Source organism: Neorhizobium galegae (assembly GCF_017877055.1).
GTDB classification, from domain to species: domain Bacteria; phylum Pseudomonadota; class Alphaproteobacteria; order Rhizobiales; family Rhizobiaceae; genus Neorhizobium; species Neorhizobium galegae_D.
The window spans coordinates 156,890-172,401 of sequence record NZ_JAGIPG010000002.1 but is presented as its reverse complement, the minus strand read 5'-3'; the positions used below and the strand labels follow the sequence as shown (position 1 = coordinate 172,401).

Here is a 15,512-nt window from a genome sequence, read left to right as displayed (position 1 = left end):
ATGTTATGCTGACCAATATGACCAACATGCGCAGAGAGATCGACGAGATACCGGAAGCGGCGGCCCGTCTGCTCGACGGTTCGGCGGCCGAACTTGCCGCTGCCGGCCGCGCGCTGCGCGAAAAAGATCCGGCCTTTCTGATCACCATCGCGCGCGGCTCTTCCGACCATGCGGCGACCTTCATCAAATATGCCGTCGAACTCACCGCCGGCCGGCCGGTCGCCTCGCTCGGGCCGTCGCTCGCCTCGATCTACGGCGCCAGGCTAAAACTCGACGGCGGTGCGGCAATTGCCATTTCGCAATCCGGCAAGAGCCCGGACATCGTCGCGATGACGGAGGCCGCGACCAAGGCCGGCGCCGTCACCGTGGCTCTCACCAATACGCTGCCCTCGCCGATCGCCAGCGCCTCAAACTACGCCATCGATATCAATGCCGGGCCGGAACTGGCGGTCGCGGCGACGAAATCCTTCGTCAACTCGATCGTTGCGGGCCTCGCTCTGCTGTCGGAATGGGTCGGCGACGAGGCGCTCAAGGCCGCCGTCCGCGACCTGCCGGGGCATTTCGAAAAGGCGGTCAAGCTCGACTGGAGCGCGCTTGCAAACGAGCTCGGCGATGCGGAATCCCTCTACATGCTCGGCCGCGGCCCGGCGCTGGCGATCGCGAGCGAAGCGGCGCTGAAGTTCAAGGAAACTTCCAACATGCATGCCGAGGCCTATTCGGCGGCCGAAGTGCTGCATGGCCCCGTGGCTCTGGTCGAAAGGCGTTTCCCGGTCGTCACCTTTGCGGCGCGCGACGCAGCGGAAGCCTCGGCCATCGAAATCGCCGACAGCCTCTCGGCCAAGGGCGCGCTTGCCTTTGCGACATCCGACAAGGTCAAGGCCGCTCGCCGCCTGCCTTTCGTGGCGACCGGCCATCCGATCACCGATGCACTGACGCTCATCCTGCCGTTTTACGGTTTCGTCGAGGCCTGGTCGCGCGCCAAGGGGTTCAACCCGGATGCGCCGGTGGCGCTCAAGAAGGTGACCGAGACGCTATGAGCACGTCCAAGGCGATTACCGGCGCGCGCATTTTCGACGGCACCTTCTGGCACGAGGATGCTGCGCTCATCTTTGCGGGCGGCAAGATCGAGGCGATCCAGTCGACGGTTAAGCTGCCGGAAAACATCGAGAGGATCGATGCCGGGGGCGGACTGATCGCGCCGGGTTTCATCGACCTGCAGGTGAATGGCGGCGGCGGTGTGCTTTTGAACGAGGAGCCGACAGTGGCCGGTCTCAGGCAGATCTGCGCCGCGCATGCCAAGTTCGGCACGACGGCGCTGTTGCCGACGCTGATCACCGACACCTACGAGGTCACGTCGAGAACCGTGGAGGCCGGCAAGCAGGCGAAAGCCGAAGGCGTGCCGGGTTTCCTCGGCCTGCACCTCGAAGGCCCGCATCTTTCGGTGGCGCGCAAGGGCGCGCATGATCCGAAGCTGATCCGGCCGATGGAGGAGAAGGACATCGAACTGATGCTCTCCTGCAAAGGGGTGTTCGATGCGATGATGATCACGATCGCCCCGGAAAATGTGACGACGGAGCAAGCCGCGCGACTGGCGCAGGCGGGCTTCATGGTCAGTCTCGGCCACACCGACACGACCTACGAGACAGCCAAGACCTATGCCGAGGCAGGCGTCCGCACCGTCACCCATCTCTTCAATGCCATGAGCCCGCTCGGCCATCGCCAGCCGGGCGTCGTCGGCGCGGCACTCGATATCGGTTCGCTTCATGCCGGGATCATTGCCGATGGCATCCATGTCCATCCGGCCGCGATGGGCGCAGCCCTGCGGGCAAAAAACGGGCCGGGCAAGATCTTCATCGTCACCGACGCGATGTCGACCATCGGCACCGACATGAAGAGCTTTACGCTGAACGGCCGCGAGATCCTGCGGCAGGACGGGCGCCTGACGCTTGCGGACGGCACGCTCGCCGGTGCTGATATCGACATGATCTCCTCGGTGCGGTTTGCACATGAGGTGCTCGACCTGCCGGTCGAAGAGGCGTTGCGCATGGCATCCACCTATCCGGCGGAAGCCGCTTACCTTGCGGACCGCAAGGGGGCGCTGAAGCCCGGATTCGATGCGGATTTCGTGCTGCTGAGTGATCAGCTCGGCATGAAGAGCACTTGGATCGGCGGGGCTAAGGTGCATCAGGAATAGGGGCGCCGCGGCTGACTCTGTGTCGCCCCTCATCCAACCGCTCAGGGCGGCCATACCATTAGCCGGCTACCGGAAACCGTATCTGGACCTTCAGCCCCCTGCCCCCGCGACCGTCCGCGAGGGCCATCGTCGCGCCGTGCAGGCGGGCGATCTCCTCCACGATCGGCAGTCCGAGGCCGGTGCCTAATTTGTCGGAGCGGTCGCCGCGTTCGAAGCGTTTCAGCACGGAGGCTCGTTTTTCCAGCGGGATGCCGGGGCCGTCGTCCTCGATCTCCAGCAGCGCGGTAGCGTCTTCGAGCTTGACTCGCACGGTGACCTCCGCGCCGTGGCCGGCGTAGAGCAGCGCATTGCCGATCAGGTTCTTCATCAACTCGCCGATCAGCAACGGTTCGGCGGAGACCATGATCTCCCCCTCCCCCTCGAAGCCGAGATCGATGCCGGCATCGGCGGCAAGGGGCACGTTGTCAGCCGTAGCCCCCCGCGCAAGCGCGGTCAGGTCGACCCGCTGCATCGAGGCGGAGCGGGTAGCCGCGTCGATCTTGGCCATCAGCAGAAGCTGGGCGAGAATACGCTCGGCATCCGCCACTGCCTCGTCCGCCTTGCGGGCAGCGTCCTTGACCTCGTCAAGTTCGGTCGCACGGGCTGCAAGCGCCAGCTGGGTGCGGATGATGGTGAGCGGCGTGCGCAGCTGGTGGCTGGCATTGCCGGTGAAGTGCCTCAACGCCTCGAGCGCGCTTTCGAGCCGCACCATGAAGGAATTGACCGTATCGACGAGGCCCTGCACCTCGTTCGGCACCCGCTCGCCAATCGGGTGAAGGTCGTCCGGGCTGCGTTCGGCGATCGCCTCGCTGAAACGGTAGAGCGGCCGGAGCGACAGCGTGACCGCCACCCAGACGATGATCGCGGCGCCGACGATCATGAACAGAAGGCGCAGCGCCGAGCGGATCAGGATCGTCTGCGTCAACTGCTGGCGGGCGATGGTGGTTTCCGCCACGGTGACGGTGAAGGGCACGGAATTGATGCCCGTGGAGGCCGAACGGGCGAGCGCCGCCACCCGGATCGGCTCACCGCGGAAGGTGGCATTCTCGAAAGCGGCCGCCTGACCCTCGCGGCGCGGGATAGACGGCAGCGTCTGATAGCCGGTGATGAATTTTCCGGGCGGCCCATCGACGCGGTAGAACACCCGGTCCTGGGCCGCCGACGTCAGCATTTCCAGGGCCACATAGGGGATGTCGACTTCGAGCGAACCGTCCTCGGCGACGATCACCCGCTCGGCGATCGCCAGTGCCGAGCCGGCCAACACCCGGTCGGACACTTCGTTGGCCGTATCGACCGCCTCGTCCCAGGTATCGGCCATGGCAATCGTGCCGATCACCGCCGTCGAGACGAGAAGCCAGGCGAGCAGTCGTCGGCGCAGGGAATAGGCGGCAATCGGCGGTGCGGGTTGGTCGCCGTGAGAGACGGATGTCATGCCGTCGGTGCCGTGGTTTCGAGATAATAGCCGATGCCGCGAGCGGTCTTCACCGTGAGCCCGTGCGGGGCGAGACGCCGGCGCAGGCGGCTCACATATTGCTCGATGGCATTGGCGGAAAGGTCGTCGTCGAAGCCGGTCAGCGACGCCATGATCGCGTCCTTGGAGACCACCTTGCCGGCGCGGAGGAAGAGCAGTTCCAGAAGCGCGACTTCTCGCGCCGGCAGGTCGAGCGGCACGCCCTGGCAGGAAAAGGTGCGCGAGTTCAGGTCGAAGGTGACGCCGCCGTAGTTGACGATCGAGCTTCTGAGGCCCGCCTGCCGGCGCAGCAACACGCGGATGCGCGCCTCGAATTCCGAGATGTCGAACGGCTTGATCATGTAGTCGTCGGCGCCGAGATCAAGCCCCTTCACCCGCTCCTCCGGCGTGCCGCGAGCGGTCAGGATCATCACAGCCGCCTTGTTCGCCCGCGCCCGCATGGCCCGCAGCACGTCGAGCCCATCCATTTCCGGCAGGTTCAGGTCGAGAATCACGAGGTCGTAAGTCTCCGCGGCGGCGACCGCCTCGGCGGAAGCACCGTCGGCGACCGCATCGACCGCATAACCGCTGCCGCGCAGGATCGTCGACAGCCCCTCGGCCAGCGCCTGATTGTCCTCGACCAGAAGAATACGCACGAAATCTCCCCGCTTCCGCAGACGATTATAAACGCGGAAGCGGCGATGTCACGGACGTGGTGATGCCGTGGTTACTTTCGATCGTTCCACCGAGCCTTTATTGCGAACGGCCGATATAATCCATCTTGCCGATCGGAACGCCCTTGTGGCGCAGGATCGCGTAGGCCGTGGTGACGTGGAAATAGAAGTTCGGCAGCGCGAAGCCGAGCACATAGCTCTTGCCGGTGAACTTCGTCTCGCCGCTGCGGGTCTTCAAGACCACTTCGGCGTCTTCGCGGCCCGCCATCGTAGCCGGATCGACGCTCTGAAGGAAGGCCACGGTCTTTTCGATGCGGGCATGCAGGTCGGCGAAGGTGTTTTCTTCGTCGGCCATCGGGATGTTCTCGATCTGGCCGACGCGGACCGGCACGAACTTTGCCGCATCGCTGGCGCGCTGGATCTGGGCGGTGAACGGGTACATGTCGTGGACCAGCCGGGTTTCCAGCAGTTCCTTGTGGGCAAGGCCCTTCTCATCGGCGAAGGCTTCGCCTTTCTTGAGGATTTCCGTGAGATTGCCGAAAGCGCGGATGAAGACTGGTACCGTGATATCGTAGAGGGTGAGCGACATGGGCGAGACCTTGTGTGTGACAAAACGCCGGGTCTTCCGGCGCGAAAAGACCGCCCACAGGTAATGAAATGGCATCGGAAAACAAGCCGACGGAAGGTGCATTGAGGCCGCTGTGGCGGGAATGTTACGCGTCCGCCGGTCGGCTTGTCGCGGTAGCCGAGGTGGGGCATTGTGGCCAGATGAAAAGGCTGCTTTTCCCACTCCTCTGTCTTGCCCTTTGGCCCGGCCTCGCCATAGGGGATACGACGCTGTTCAAGGCGCTTTCCGGGCGGGACGACGCGCCGATGCTGACGGTCTATTCCTCGCTCGACGAGCCGCTCGCCAAGCCGATGATCGCCGGTTTCCAGGCGGCCAACCCGGATGTGGCGGTGCGCTACGAGGACATGCTGACGGGCGAGATCTACGACCGGATCGTCCGGGAAACGGATGCCGGCGACAAGACCGCCGACTTCGCCTTTTCCTCCGCCATGGACCTGCAGGTGAAGCTCGCCAATGACGGCTACGCCCAGCGCAGCGACCTGCCGATGAGCGGGCAATGGCCGGGCTGGGCCAACTGGCGCAACACCGCCTATGCGCTGACCTTCGAACCGGCCGTGTTCGTCTATCACAAGCCGAGCTTCAAGGATTCTTCCCCGCCCTCGACACGCGCGGAACTGGTCGAATTTCTGCAGAAGCGCGGCGACGCGGTCTACGGCCGGATCGGCACCTATGACATCGAGCGCTCCGGCGTCGGTTTCCTGTTCATGGCGCGCGACCAGGAACAGTTCGGCGATATCTGGTCGGTGATCCGGGCGATGGGGGCTGCGGGCGTGAAACTCTACTCGACCAGCCAGGGGATTTTGGAACGCGTGGCCGACGGGCGGTTCCTGCTCGGCTACAACATTCTCGGCTCCTACGCTGCCGACTGGGCCTCGCGCCATCCGGATGTCGGCATCGTGCTGCCGAAGGATTATACGGTGGTGATGTCGCGCATCGGGCTGGTGCCGCAGGCCGCCGCCGCTCCGGATCTCGGCAAGCGTTATCTCGAATTCTTCATGTCGAAGGAAGGCCAGACGATCATGGCCCGCGAGCTGCAGATCCCGGCCGTCAGCCCGGAAGTTGCCGGCAACAATACCGCGACGACGCTCAGGGAGATGCTCGGCGGGCAATTGAAGCCCGTGCCTGTCAGTCTCGGGCTGATGGTCTATCTCGACCAGGTGAAGCGGGCGCGGCTGATTTCCCGCTGGAACGAGGTCCTGCGGCTGCAATAGCGATAAAATTCGGCGGCTGCGGGCCGAAACCCCTTGCCAAATCGTCGGATAGCGAAAAATGTCAGGTACATGTCAGCTTCATATGCTGGCTTAGGGCATTCGGCCCCGTGGAGGCGGGGACCCGATTCACGATGGGAGGACATCGGACCGGCGGCTCCCGCCTGGTCTTTCGCTTCTCCCTGGTTTCGTCAGAATAAACATTTCGCGTCGGATCAAGACGCCAACGGAGGATCGACCCTTGAAACATTTCTTCCTTGCTTCCCTTCTCGCGGGCGCAATCGCACTTCCGGCCGCTGCGGCCGATTATTCGATCATGGCTCCTGCCGCCCCCGGCGGCGGCTGGGACCAGACCGCCCGCACGATGCAGACCGCTTTGCAGACCGAGAAGATCTCCGGCAAGGTGCAGGTCATGAACGTTCCGGGCGCCGGCGGCACGATCGGCATCGCCCAGTTCGCCAGCCAGCAGAAGGGCAATGCAAACGCCCTCATGGTCGGCGGTTACGTCATGGTGGGCGCCATCCTCACCAACAAGTCGCCAGTTACCCTGAAGGACGTCACCCCGATCGCTCGCCTCACCGGTGAGTACGAAGTGATCGTCGTTCCAGCCGCTTCCGACATCAAGTCGGTTGCCGATCTGACGGCCAAGCTGAAGGCAAATCCGGGCTCAGTTTCCTGGGGCGGCGGCTCGGCCGGCGGTACGGACCACATCACGGCCGGTTTGATCGCAAAGGCTGCCGGCGTTGACCCGACCAAGGTCAACTACATTGCGTTTTCCGGCGGCGGCGAAGCACTTGCCGCCATCCTCGGCGGCCAGGTCACGGCCGGCATCTCGTCCTACGGCGAGTTCGAAGGCCAGATCAAGGCCGGCACGCTCCGCCTCCTCGCCATCTCCTCCGACAAGAAGATCGAAGGCATCAACGCTCCGACGCTGAAGGAATCCGGCCTTGACGTCGTGATCCAGAACTGGCGCATGGTCGCCGCAGCTCCAGGCTTGACCCCCGAGCAGAAGAAGGCCGTGACCGCCGACGTCGAAAAGCTCGCAAAGTCCAAGACCTGGCAGGACAGCCTGAAGGCTAAGGGCTGGATCGATACCTATCTCTCCGGTCCGGAATTCGAAGCCCAGCTTGCCAAGGACATTGCTGCCACTGAAACCATCCTGAAGGACATCGGACTGGTCAAATGAGCCTCGACAACAACAAAACGAGCACCGAACAGCGCCGCCCCGATTGGGCGGCGCTTGTTATTGCCGCCATTCTCGTTGCCGTCGCTGCCGTCATCTTCCTGGATGTCGATCGGCTGCGGGATATGGGCGGTTATAGTCAGGTCGGCCCCGCCACCGTTCCGAACTGGATCGCCTTCGCACTGATCGGGCTTGCGATCTGGACCATCTTCGCCGCGTTTCGCCGCGACTTTCCTGCGCGGGAAAAGCAGGAGGTCGGGCCTGTCGTCTGGGTCGTCGCGGGCCTGGTCGCGCAGATGGCCCTCATTTGGATCGCCGGTTTCTCGATCGCCACGGGCACGCTGTTCGGGCTCGCGGCGGCAGGTTTCGGCGCTCGCAGGCTGTGGATCAGCATTCCGGCCGGCATCGTCATCTGTCTCGGCATCTGGTGGCTATTTGCCGGTGTCCTGCAACTTTCGCTTCCGGCAGGTCCGCTCGAACACCTGATCCAGTGATCGGCCCTTGAGAGTAAGATCATGAGCACATTCGAATTCCTTCTGCAGGGGCTGGTGTCGGCAATGGAGCCGATGAACCTCTTTTATGCGCTGATCGGCGTGACGCTCGGCACCATGGTCGGCGTGCTTCCGGGCATCGGTCCGGCAACGACCGTCGCCCTGCTCCTGCCGGTCACCTACCAGCTCGACGCGACCGGCTCGCTGATCATGTTCGCCGGTATCTACTATGGCGGCATGTATGGCGGCTCCACGACGTCGATCCTGTTGAACACGCCGGGCGAAAGCGCCTCGATCGTCACTGCGCTCGAAGGCAACAAGATGGCCCGGGCGGGACGCGGCGGCCCGGCACTGGCCACGGCAGCGATCGGTTCGTTCGTCGCCGGCCTGATCGCCACCCTGGCGCTGGCCTTCATCGCGCCCTACATCGTCAAGCTGGCGCTGGTCTTCGGTCCGCGCGAATATTTCGCGCTGATGGTTCTGGCCTTCGTCACCGTCTCCTCGGCCTTCGGCAATTCGACGCTGCGCGGCCTCACCTCGCTGTTCATCGGCCTTGCTCTCTCGCTCGTCGGCATCGACCAGCTGACAGGCCAGAACCGGCTGTCCTTCGGCGTTCCCGACCTGCTCGACGGTATCGAGGTGACGACGATGGCGGTCGCCATGTTCGCGATCGGCGAGACGCTCTTCATCGCGGCCCAGGGCGCATCGGCGCCGGACAAGATCGAAGCGATCAGGGGCTCGGTCTGGATGACGGCCAGCGACTGGGCGCGCTCCTGGAAAGCCTGGTTGCGCGGCACCGTGATCGGCTTCCCGATCGGCGCTATGCCGGCAGGCGGCGCGGAGATCGGCACCTTCCTGTCCTATGCGACGGAAAAGAAGCTCAGCAAGCATCCGGAAGAATTCGGCAATGGCGCGATCGAAGGCGTTGCCGGCCCGGAAGCCGCCAACAATGCCTCCGCCGCCGGCACGCTGGTGCCGCTCTTGACGCTCGGCCTGCCGACGTCTGCAACTGCGGCGATCATGCTCGCCGGCTTCCAGCAATACGGCCTGCAGCCCGGCCCGCTGCTGTTTGCGACCAATCCGCAGCTCGTCTGGGGCCTGATCGCCTCGCTTCTGATCGCCAACCTGATGCTGCTGGTGCTCAACCTGCCGCTGGTCGGCCTGTGGGTGAAGCTGCTGACCATTCCAAAACCCTGGCTCTATGCGGGCATCCTGGTGTTCGCAACGCTCGGCACGATCGGCGCAAACCCCTCGGTCTTCGAACTCGGCATGCTGCTGGTCTTCGGGCTGGTCGCCTACATCATGCGGGTGTTCGACTATCCGATCGCGCCGGTCATCGTCGGCCTGATCCTTGGACCACTGGCGGAACAGCAGCTTCGCCGTGCGCTGGCGATCAGCCAGGGGGACGTGACGACGCTCGTGCAATCGCCGATCGCCGCGGTACTGCTGGCCCTGGCCGCAACCGCGCTCATCCTGCCGCTCGTCCTGCGCTTCCGCGGGCGCGGCAACGTGCTCTCGCAAATGGCAGCCAGCGAGGATTGATTACAACGCTGCCGATAAACTCAAAAGCCCGGCTTCGGCCGGGCTTTTTTTATTGGCCGAACACCGACCAGCCGGTTCTGGTGGCCAGCATTTCAAGTGCCAGCGAACCCAGCAGCGAATTGCCGTTGTGATTGAGGCCCGGCGACCAGACGGCGACGGAGGCCTTGCCAGGTGCAACCGCCATGATGCCGCCGCCGACACCGCTCTTGCCGGGCAGGCCGACGCGGTAGGCGAAATCCCCCGATCCATCGTAATGGCCGCAGGTGAGCATCAGCGCGTTGATGCGCCGCGCCCGCTGCTTCGATACCACGGTGTGCCCGGTCAACGGATTGCGGCCGGAGGCGGCGAGGAACAGGCCGGCCTTGGCAAGCTGGGTACAGGTCATGGCGAGCGCGCAGTGATGGAAATAGACGCCGAGGACATGTTCGACGGGATGGTCGAGCTTGCCGAAGGAGCGCATGAAATTGGCGAGCGCGAAATTGCGGAAACCCGTGGCCTGCTCCGACTTTGCCACCTCCGGATCGATGGCGATCGAATCGTCATCGGCCAGGTAACGCACGAAGCGGACGATCTCGCCGATCGCCTCTCGTGGCGTATGTCCGGCCAGCACCAGATCGCTGACGGCAATGGCGCCGGCATTGATGAACGGATTGCGCGGCTTGCCTTCCTCGTGCTCGAGCTGGACGATCGAGTTGAAGGCGGAGCCGGACGGCTCGCGGCCGACACGGTTCCAGGTGGTCTCGCCATGCTTGCCGAGCGCCAGCGTCAGGGTGAAGACCTTCGAGACGCTCTGGATCGAGAAGGGTTCATCGCAATCGCCAGCCTTGAAGACCTGGCCATCGACACCGATGATCGCCATTCCGAACTTCTTTGGATCGACATGGGCGAGCTGTGGGATGTAGTCGGCCACCTTGCCTTCGCCCAGACGCGGCGTCAGCTTCGTATGGATCTCATCTACGATCGCCTGCAGGTCTGCCATCTCTTCACCCCGAATTGTTGCGCCCCGAGACGAGCCTTACTATTCGAAGGCGCTGCCGGAAAGATGGTTGCTGGCGGAAGCCTTCACCGCGCCGATCTCCGACCACAACGAGGCGATCATCGCCGGATCGACATCGGCCATGATATCGCGCAGCCAGCCTTCGTGGGCGGCTGCCATGGCGACAAAAAGTTCGGTACCGGCGGGGGTCAGCTTGGCGACGGTGACGCGGCGGTCGCCGTCCGGCGTGACCCGCTGCACGAAGCCGTCCGTCTCCAGCCGCTCCACCAGGCCAGTGACGTTGCCGTTCGTCACCATGGTGCGCTTGGAGAGCTCGCCGAGCCGCAAGCCGTCCGCTTCGCGATAGAGCTGCGCCATCAGATCGAACTGGGGAAGCGTCGCGCCGAACTCGGTGCGGAGCCGGCGGCGGATTTCCGTGGTGATCAGCTTGGTGGTGGAAAGCATGCGCAGCCAGAGCCGCGTCTCGGGCTTGTTCTTCCCATGCGGGCCATGGGCGATCAGTTCCAGGTCGGCGCTTGCCGCTTCTGCTTCCATGCCTATACCCCGAGATATCGATCCTGCAATTCCGTCGTCAGGTCCGCGGGCCTGCCGCTCCAGGCGCTTCTTCCGTTTTCCAGGATGACACAGCGGTCCGCAACCGGCAAAAGCTCTGAAAGCGTCTTATCCACCACCAGGATCGACAAACCCTCGGCCTTCAGCCGCCGGATCGCCTTCCAGATGTCCTGGCGGATGACCGGAGCAAGGCCTTCGGTCGCCTCGTCGAGAATGAGCAGGCGCGGATTGGTCATCAGCGCGCGGCCGATCGCCAGCATCTGCTGCTCGCCGCCGGAGAGCGATCTCGCCATTTGCGCATGACGCTCAGACAATCGCGGGAAGAGTTCGTTGACGCGCTCCAGCGTCCATTGGCCGGGCCGGGCGGCGGCGACAAGGTTCTCGTGGACCGTCAGGTTCGGGAAGCAACGACGGCCTTCCGGCACGAGGCCGATGCCGAGCTTGGCGACATGGTGCGGCCGCTTGCCCTTCGTGTCCGTGCCGCCGATCTTCACGCCACCGGCGCGGGGCGGGTTGAGATTGCAGATGGCGCGGATGGTGGTCGTCTTGCCCATGCCGTTGCGGCCCATCAAGGCGACGGCCTCGCCTTCCGCGACCGACAGGTCGACGCCGAAGAGCGCCTGGCTTGCGCCGTAGAATGCTTCGATCCTGGTGACATCGAGCAACATCAGGCGTGGTCTCCGAGATAGGCGGTGCGCACGATTGGGTCGCGGCGGATTTCCTCGACCGTTCCCGTCGCGATGATACGACCGTAGACAAGCACCGAGATACGGTCCGCGAGTGCGAAGACGGCGTCCATATCGTGTTCGACCAGCAGGATCGGCGCTTCATGCCGCAGCGTATCGAGGAAGCGGGTCAGCGATTTCGAGCCTTCCGGGCCCATGCCGGCCATCGGCTCGTCGAGCAGGAAGGCTTTCGAGCCAAGGGCCAGCGCCATGGCGATTTCGAGCTGCCGGCGTTCGCCATGGGAAAGCTCGGCGGCCGGAATGCGGGCGCGGGCGGTGAGGCCGACACGTTCCAGCATGGCCATGGCGGTGTCGATCAGCGACCTGTCGCGCATGACCGGTTTGAAGAAGCGGAAGCTCGAGCCCTGCTTGGCCTGTACCGCCAGCATGACGTTGCGCAGGCCCGAGAAATCCGGTGCGATCGACGAGACCTGGAAGGTGCGGCCGAGGCCAAGCTGAGCGCGCTGCGCCACGCCGAGCGAGCCGATATCCTGCCCGGCAAAACGGATCGCTCCAGAATCCTGCCGAAGCGTGCCGCAGATCTGGTGGATGAGCGTGGACTTGCCGGCGCCGTTGGGGCCGATCAGGGCATGGATCTCGCCCGGACGCAGGTCGAGCGTCACGCCGTCAGTCGCCCGCAGCGCGCCAAAATTCTTGACGAGATTGGAGATCTGGAGAACCGGCTCAACCATGTTTGGCCTTTCCGGCAAGCAGGCCCAGGAGCCCGCCGCGCGCAAACAGCACGACGACGAGGAGGATGAGGCCGAGGAAGAACTGCCAGCGTTCGGTGAGGCCGCCTAGCGCATATTCGAAGATCACGTAGAGCGCGGCGCCCGCCAGCGGCCCGAACAGCCGGCCGGTGCCGCCGAGAATGATCAGCACGATCAGTTCGCCCGACATGTGCCACGACAGCATGGATGGGCTGACGAAGCGGTTGAGATCGGCAAACAGGGCGCCGGCAAGGCCCGTGACCGCCGCCGAGATGGCAAAGCCGGTCAGCCGGATGCGGTAGGGCTGGATGCCGACGGTCGCGACACGCACCTCGTTCTGCCGCGCCGCCTGCAGCGCCGCGCCGAAGCGCGAGGCGCGGATCAGCGCGAAGAGGGCGAGCGCCAGAAGCAGGACGACGTAGCAGATCAGGAAGAAGGTCAGCGGCCGCATGGTGCTGACGCCCGGGAACTGGTTCCGGACGAGGATCGACAGGCCATCCTCGCCGCCATAGGCCGGCCAGGAGATCGCGAAATAATAGACCATCTGCGCGAAGGCGAGGGTGATCATGATGAAATAGACGCCCGATGTCCGGAGGCTGATTGCGCCGATCACCAGGCCGACAAGGCCGGAGAGGATCACCGCGACGACCCAAATCACCCACATCTGCTTCGTCCCGGAAAGGCCGAACAGCAGCGGATCGCCGGAAAAGGCGTGGGCCGCGAGGATGCCGGCGACATAACCGCCGATGCCGAAGAAGGCGGCATGACCGAAGGAAACGAGGCCGCCGAGGCCGAGCGCCAGGTTCAGGCCAGTCGCGGCGAGCGCGAGAATGGCGATGCGGGTCGCAAGCGTGACGTAGAACGGCTGGCCGAACGCTTCCGCCGCAAAGGGAACGGCGAGCAGCAGGGCCGCCAGAATGAGGTTGATGAGGTTTTCGCGGGTCACGATCATGATCTCACGCATGCGCCGCGGGGAAGAGGCCGCGCGGTTTGACCGCCAAAATGACCGCCATGACGATATAGATCAGCATCGAGGCCGCCGCGCCGCCGATCATGCCGGCCTGGGCCGGGGCGACGAACAGCGCCAGGATCTTCGGCAGGAGAAAACGGCCCATCGTATCGGTGACCCCGACCAGCAGCGCGCCGAGAAGCGCGCCCTTGATCGAGCCGATGCCGCCGATGACGATAACCACGAAGGCGAGGATCAGCACCGGTTCGCCCATGCCGACCTGCACCGACTGCAGCGCGCCGACCATGGCGCCGGCAAGGCCTGCGAGTGCCGCGCCGAGTGCGAAGACGACGGTATAGAGCGTGCGGATATCGACGCCTAACGCGCCGATCATCTCGCGGTCGCTTTCGCCGGCGCGGATGCGCATGCCCAGACGAGTCCTTGAGATCAGCAGATAGAGTCCGAAGGCGACGATTGCGCCGGCGAGGATGATCGCCAGGCGATAGACCGGATATTCCGTGCCGCCCGGCAGCGCGACGGCGCCCTGCAGAAGCGGCGGAATATCGAGATAGAGCGGGAAGGAACCGAACAGCCAGCGCGTGCCTTCCGAAAACATCAGGATCAGCGCGAAGGTGGCGAGCACCTGGTCGAGATGGTCGCGGTCGTAGAGCCTGCGGATCACCACAAGTTCGACGATCGCCCCCGCGGCGGCGGCGGCGGCGAGGCTGGCGATCAGGCCGATCCAGAACGAGCCGGTCCACGCCGCCACGGTGGCGCAGGCGAATGCGCCGACCATGTAGAGCGAGCCGTGAGCGAGGTTGATCAGGCCCATGACGCCGAAGATCAGCGTCAGCCCGGCAGCCATGAGAAACAACATGACGCCGAGCTGCAGGCCGTTGAGCAACTGCTCGAGAGCAAGTGCCAAAGTCACAGGCAGGCCTTAGATCTTGCAGTCTTTGGCATAGGCATCGCCGTGATCGGCGAAGATCTTCTCCACCGTCTTGTTGGTGATGACGCCGTTCTGCTTCACCACTTCCGTCAGGTAGATGTCCTGGATCGGATGCTGGTTGGTGTTGAACTTGAATTTTCCGCGCGGAGACTGGATGTCTGCCTTCTTGAGTTCGGCGCCGAAAGCATCGGCGTTCTTGACGCTTGCCTTGGAAGCGGCCGACAGGATGAGCTGGGCGGCGTCATAGGCCTGGACGGCATAGATGGACGGCAGGCGGTTATATTCCTTCTGGAAATCCGCCAGGAACTTCTTGCTTGCGGCATTGTCGAAATCCGGAGCCCACTGGCCGGACGCCTTCGCGCCGACCGCCGCATCGCCGATGGCCGGCAGAACGTCCTGGCTGAAGGAGAAGCCCGGGCCCATGACCGGGATTTTGACGCCCGACTGGGCGAACTGCTTCATGAACGCGATGCCCATGCCGCCGGGCAGGAAGGTGAAGATACCATCGGCGCCGGAGGCGCGCATCTGGGCGATTTCGGCGGCGTAGTCGGTCTGGCCGACCTGGGTGTAGACTTCGGCGGCGAGCTGGCCCTTGTAGTAACGCTTGAAGCCGGTCAGCGAATCCTTGCCGGCCGGATAGTTCGGGGCGAGGATGAACATCTTCTTGTAGCCCTTGTTGGCATATTCGCCCATGGCTTCATGAAGGTTGTCGTTCTGGTAGGCGGCGTTGAAATAGAGCTTGTTGCAGTTGGCGCCGGCAAGCGCGGCAGGCGCAGCATTGGTCGAGACGTAGAACTTGCCCTGGGCCACGGCGCTCGGGGCAACGGCCATCAACAGGTTCGACCAGACGATGCCGGTGAGGATGTCGACCTTGTCGCTCTGGATCATCTTGTCGGCGATCTGCACGGCCAGTTCCGGCTTCTGCGCATCGTCCTCGGTGACGACGGTGACGTCCTTGTTGCCGGCATTCTTGATCGCCAGCATGAAGCCGTCGCGCGTATCGATGCCGAGGCCGGCGCCGCCGCCCGAAAGCGTGGTGATCATGCCGATCTTCAAAGGCTCGGCGAAAGCCATGCCGGTGGTGCTAACGCTCAGCGCCAAAGTGGCTGCAGCAAGCATTTTCTTCATGTGACGAACTCCCGTTTGTTGTTTTGTCGTTCCCGATGCCTTCGACGGACTTCGACATCCGCCGGGTCTTCTTTGTCTTCCACATTTGCGTGG

At 64.1% G+C, this 15,512-nt stretch carries 16 protein-coding genes; 6 read left to right on the top strand and 10 right to left on the bottom strand.

Annotated elements, in window-relative coordinates; all coding sequences use genetic code 11:
- Window positions 1–5: 5 nt before the first annotated feature.
- Window positions 6–1,037 carry an SIS domain-containing protein gene (locus J2857_RS11060; protein ID WP_210010257.1) on the top strand — a complete coding sequence of 344 codons (1,032 nt, stop codon included), beginning with the start codon at window positions 6–8 and terminating at the stop codon, window positions 1,035–1,037.
- The gene (nagA, locus tag J2857_RS11055) at window positions 1,034–2,194 is read left to right on the top strand and encodes an N-acetylglucosamine-6-phosphate deacetylase (protein WP_210010256.1); all 1,161 of its coding nucleotides are present in this window, start codon (window positions 1,034–1,036) and stop codon (window positions 2,192–2,194) included. The genes J2857_RS11060 and nagA overlap by 4 nt, the downstream gene beginning before the upstream one ends.
- A 58-nt stretch (window positions 2,195–2,252) precedes the next feature.
- Here the strand turns inward: nagA and J2857_RS11050 are convergent, their stop codons facing one another.
- The 3 genes from J2857_RS11050 to J2857_RS11040 all read right to left on the bottom strand — a co-directional run bounded on the left by J2857_RS11050 (window position 2,253) and on the right by J2857_RS11040 (window position 4,946).
- Window positions 2,253–3,665 (bottom strand): sensor histidine kinase, encoded by a 1,413-nt coding sequence (locus J2857_RS11050; RefSeq protein ID WP_210010255.1) that lies wholly within the window; start codon window positions 3,663–3,665, stop codon window positions 2,253–2,255.
- Window positions 3,662–4,339: a response regulator gene (locus J2857_RS11045; RefSeq protein ID WP_210010254.1), complete on the bottom strand. Its 678-nt coding sequence runs from the start codon at window positions 4,337–4,339 to the stop codon at window positions 3,662–3,664. Before J2857_RS11045 ends, J2857_RS11050 begins: the two co-directional genes overlap by 4 nt.
- A gap of 97 nt (window positions 4,340–4,436) precedes the next feature.
- Window positions 4,437–4,946, bottom strand: a complete 510-nt coding sequence (locus J2857_RS11040; RefSeq protein WP_210010253.1) for a DUF1993 domain-containing protein — start codon at window positions 4,944–4,946, stop codon at window positions 4,437–4,439.
- Between the two features lie 179 nt (window positions 4,947–5,125).
- Here J2857_RS11040 and J2857_RS11035 point away from each other — a divergent pair, with 179 nt between their 5' ends.
- The 4 genes from J2857_RS11035 (at window position 5,126) to J2857_RS11020 (ending at window position 9,409) form a co-directional block, all read left to right on the top strand.
- A complete protein-coding gene (locus tag J2857_RS11035) occupies window positions 5,126–6,196 on the top strand; it encodes an ABC transporter substrate-binding protein (protein WP_210011639.1) in 1,071 nt (356 codons plus the stop codon).
- Window positions 6,197–6,434: 238 nt separating this feature from the next.
- Window positions 6,435–7,379, top strand: coding sequence for a Bug family tripartite tricarboxylate transporter substrate binding protein (locus J2857_RS11030; RefSeq protein WP_210010252.1), 945 nt, complete (start codon window positions 6,435–6,437; stop codon window positions 7,377–7,379).
- Window positions 7,376–7,870 (top strand): tripartite tricarboxylate transporter TctB family protein, encoded by a 495-nt coding sequence (locus J2857_RS11025; protein WP_210010251.1) that lies wholly within the window; start codon window positions 7,376–7,378, stop codon window positions 7,868–7,870. The genes J2857_RS11030 and J2857_RS11025 overlap by 4 nt, the downstream gene beginning before the upstream one ends.
- A 21-nt stretch (window positions 7,871–7,891) precedes the next feature.
- On the top strand, window positions 7,892–9,409 hold the full coding sequence (locus J2857_RS11020; RefSeq protein ID WP_210010250.1) for a tripartite tricarboxylate transporter permease: 1,518 nt from the start codon (window positions 7,892–7,894) through the stop codon (window positions 9,407–9,409).
- A 49-nt stretch (window positions 9,410–9,458) separates the two neighbouring features.
- On the opposite strand, the gene J2857_RS11015 is transcribed toward J2857_RS11020, so the two are convergent.
- From J2857_RS11015 to J2857_RS10985, 7 genes are read right to left on the bottom strand one after another with little or no spacing between them, the layout of a single operon-like run.
- Window positions 9,459–10,388, bottom strand: a complete 930-nt coding sequence (locus tag J2857_RS11015) for a glutaminase (protein ID WP_210010249.1) — start codon at window positions 10,386–10,388, stop codon at window positions 9,459–9,461.
- A gap of 39 nt (window positions 10,389–10,427) precedes the next feature.
- Window positions 10,428–10,940: a MarR family winged helix-turn-helix transcriptional regulator gene (locus tag J2857_RS11010; protein WP_037080105.1), complete on the bottom strand. Its 513-nt coding sequence runs from the start codon at window positions 10,938–10,940 to the stop codon at window positions 10,428–10,430.
- A 2-nt stretch (window positions 10,941–10,942) separates the two neighbouring features.
- Window positions 10,943–11,626, bottom strand: a complete 684-nt coding sequence (locus tag J2857_RS11005; RefSeq protein WP_084683102.1) for a branched-chain amino acid ABC transporter ATP-binding protein — start codon at window positions 11,624–11,626, stop codon at window positions 10,943–10,945.
- Window positions 11,626–12,375: an ABC transporter ATP-binding protein gene (locus J2857_RS11000; protein WP_210010248.1), complete on the bottom strand. Its 750-nt coding sequence runs from the start codon at window positions 12,373–12,375 to the stop codon at window positions 11,626–11,628. The genes J2857_RS11005 and J2857_RS11000 overlap by 1 nt, the downstream gene beginning before the upstream one ends.
- Window positions 12,368–13,357 (bottom strand): branched-chain amino acid ABC transporter permease, encoded by a 990-nt coding sequence (locus J2857_RS10995; RefSeq protein WP_245363293.1) that lies wholly within the window; start codon window positions 13,355–13,357, stop codon window positions 12,368–12,370. Before J2857_RS10995 ends, J2857_RS11000 begins: the two co-directional genes overlap by 8 nt.
- Window positions 13,350–14,273, bottom strand: a complete 924-nt coding sequence (locus J2857_RS10990) for a branched-chain amino acid ABC transporter permease (protein ID WP_210010247.1) — start codon at window positions 14,271–14,273, stop codon at window positions 13,350–13,352. The genes J2857_RS10995 and J2857_RS10990 overlap by 8 nt, the downstream gene beginning before the upstream one ends.
- 9 nt (window positions 14,274–14,282) lie before the next feature.
- Window positions 14,283–15,419, bottom strand: coding sequence for an ABC transporter substrate-binding protein (locus tag J2857_RS10985; RefSeq protein WP_210010246.1), 1,137 nt, complete (start codon window positions 15,417–15,419; stop codon window positions 14,283–14,285).
- Window positions 15,420–15,512: the final 93 nt, after the last annotated feature.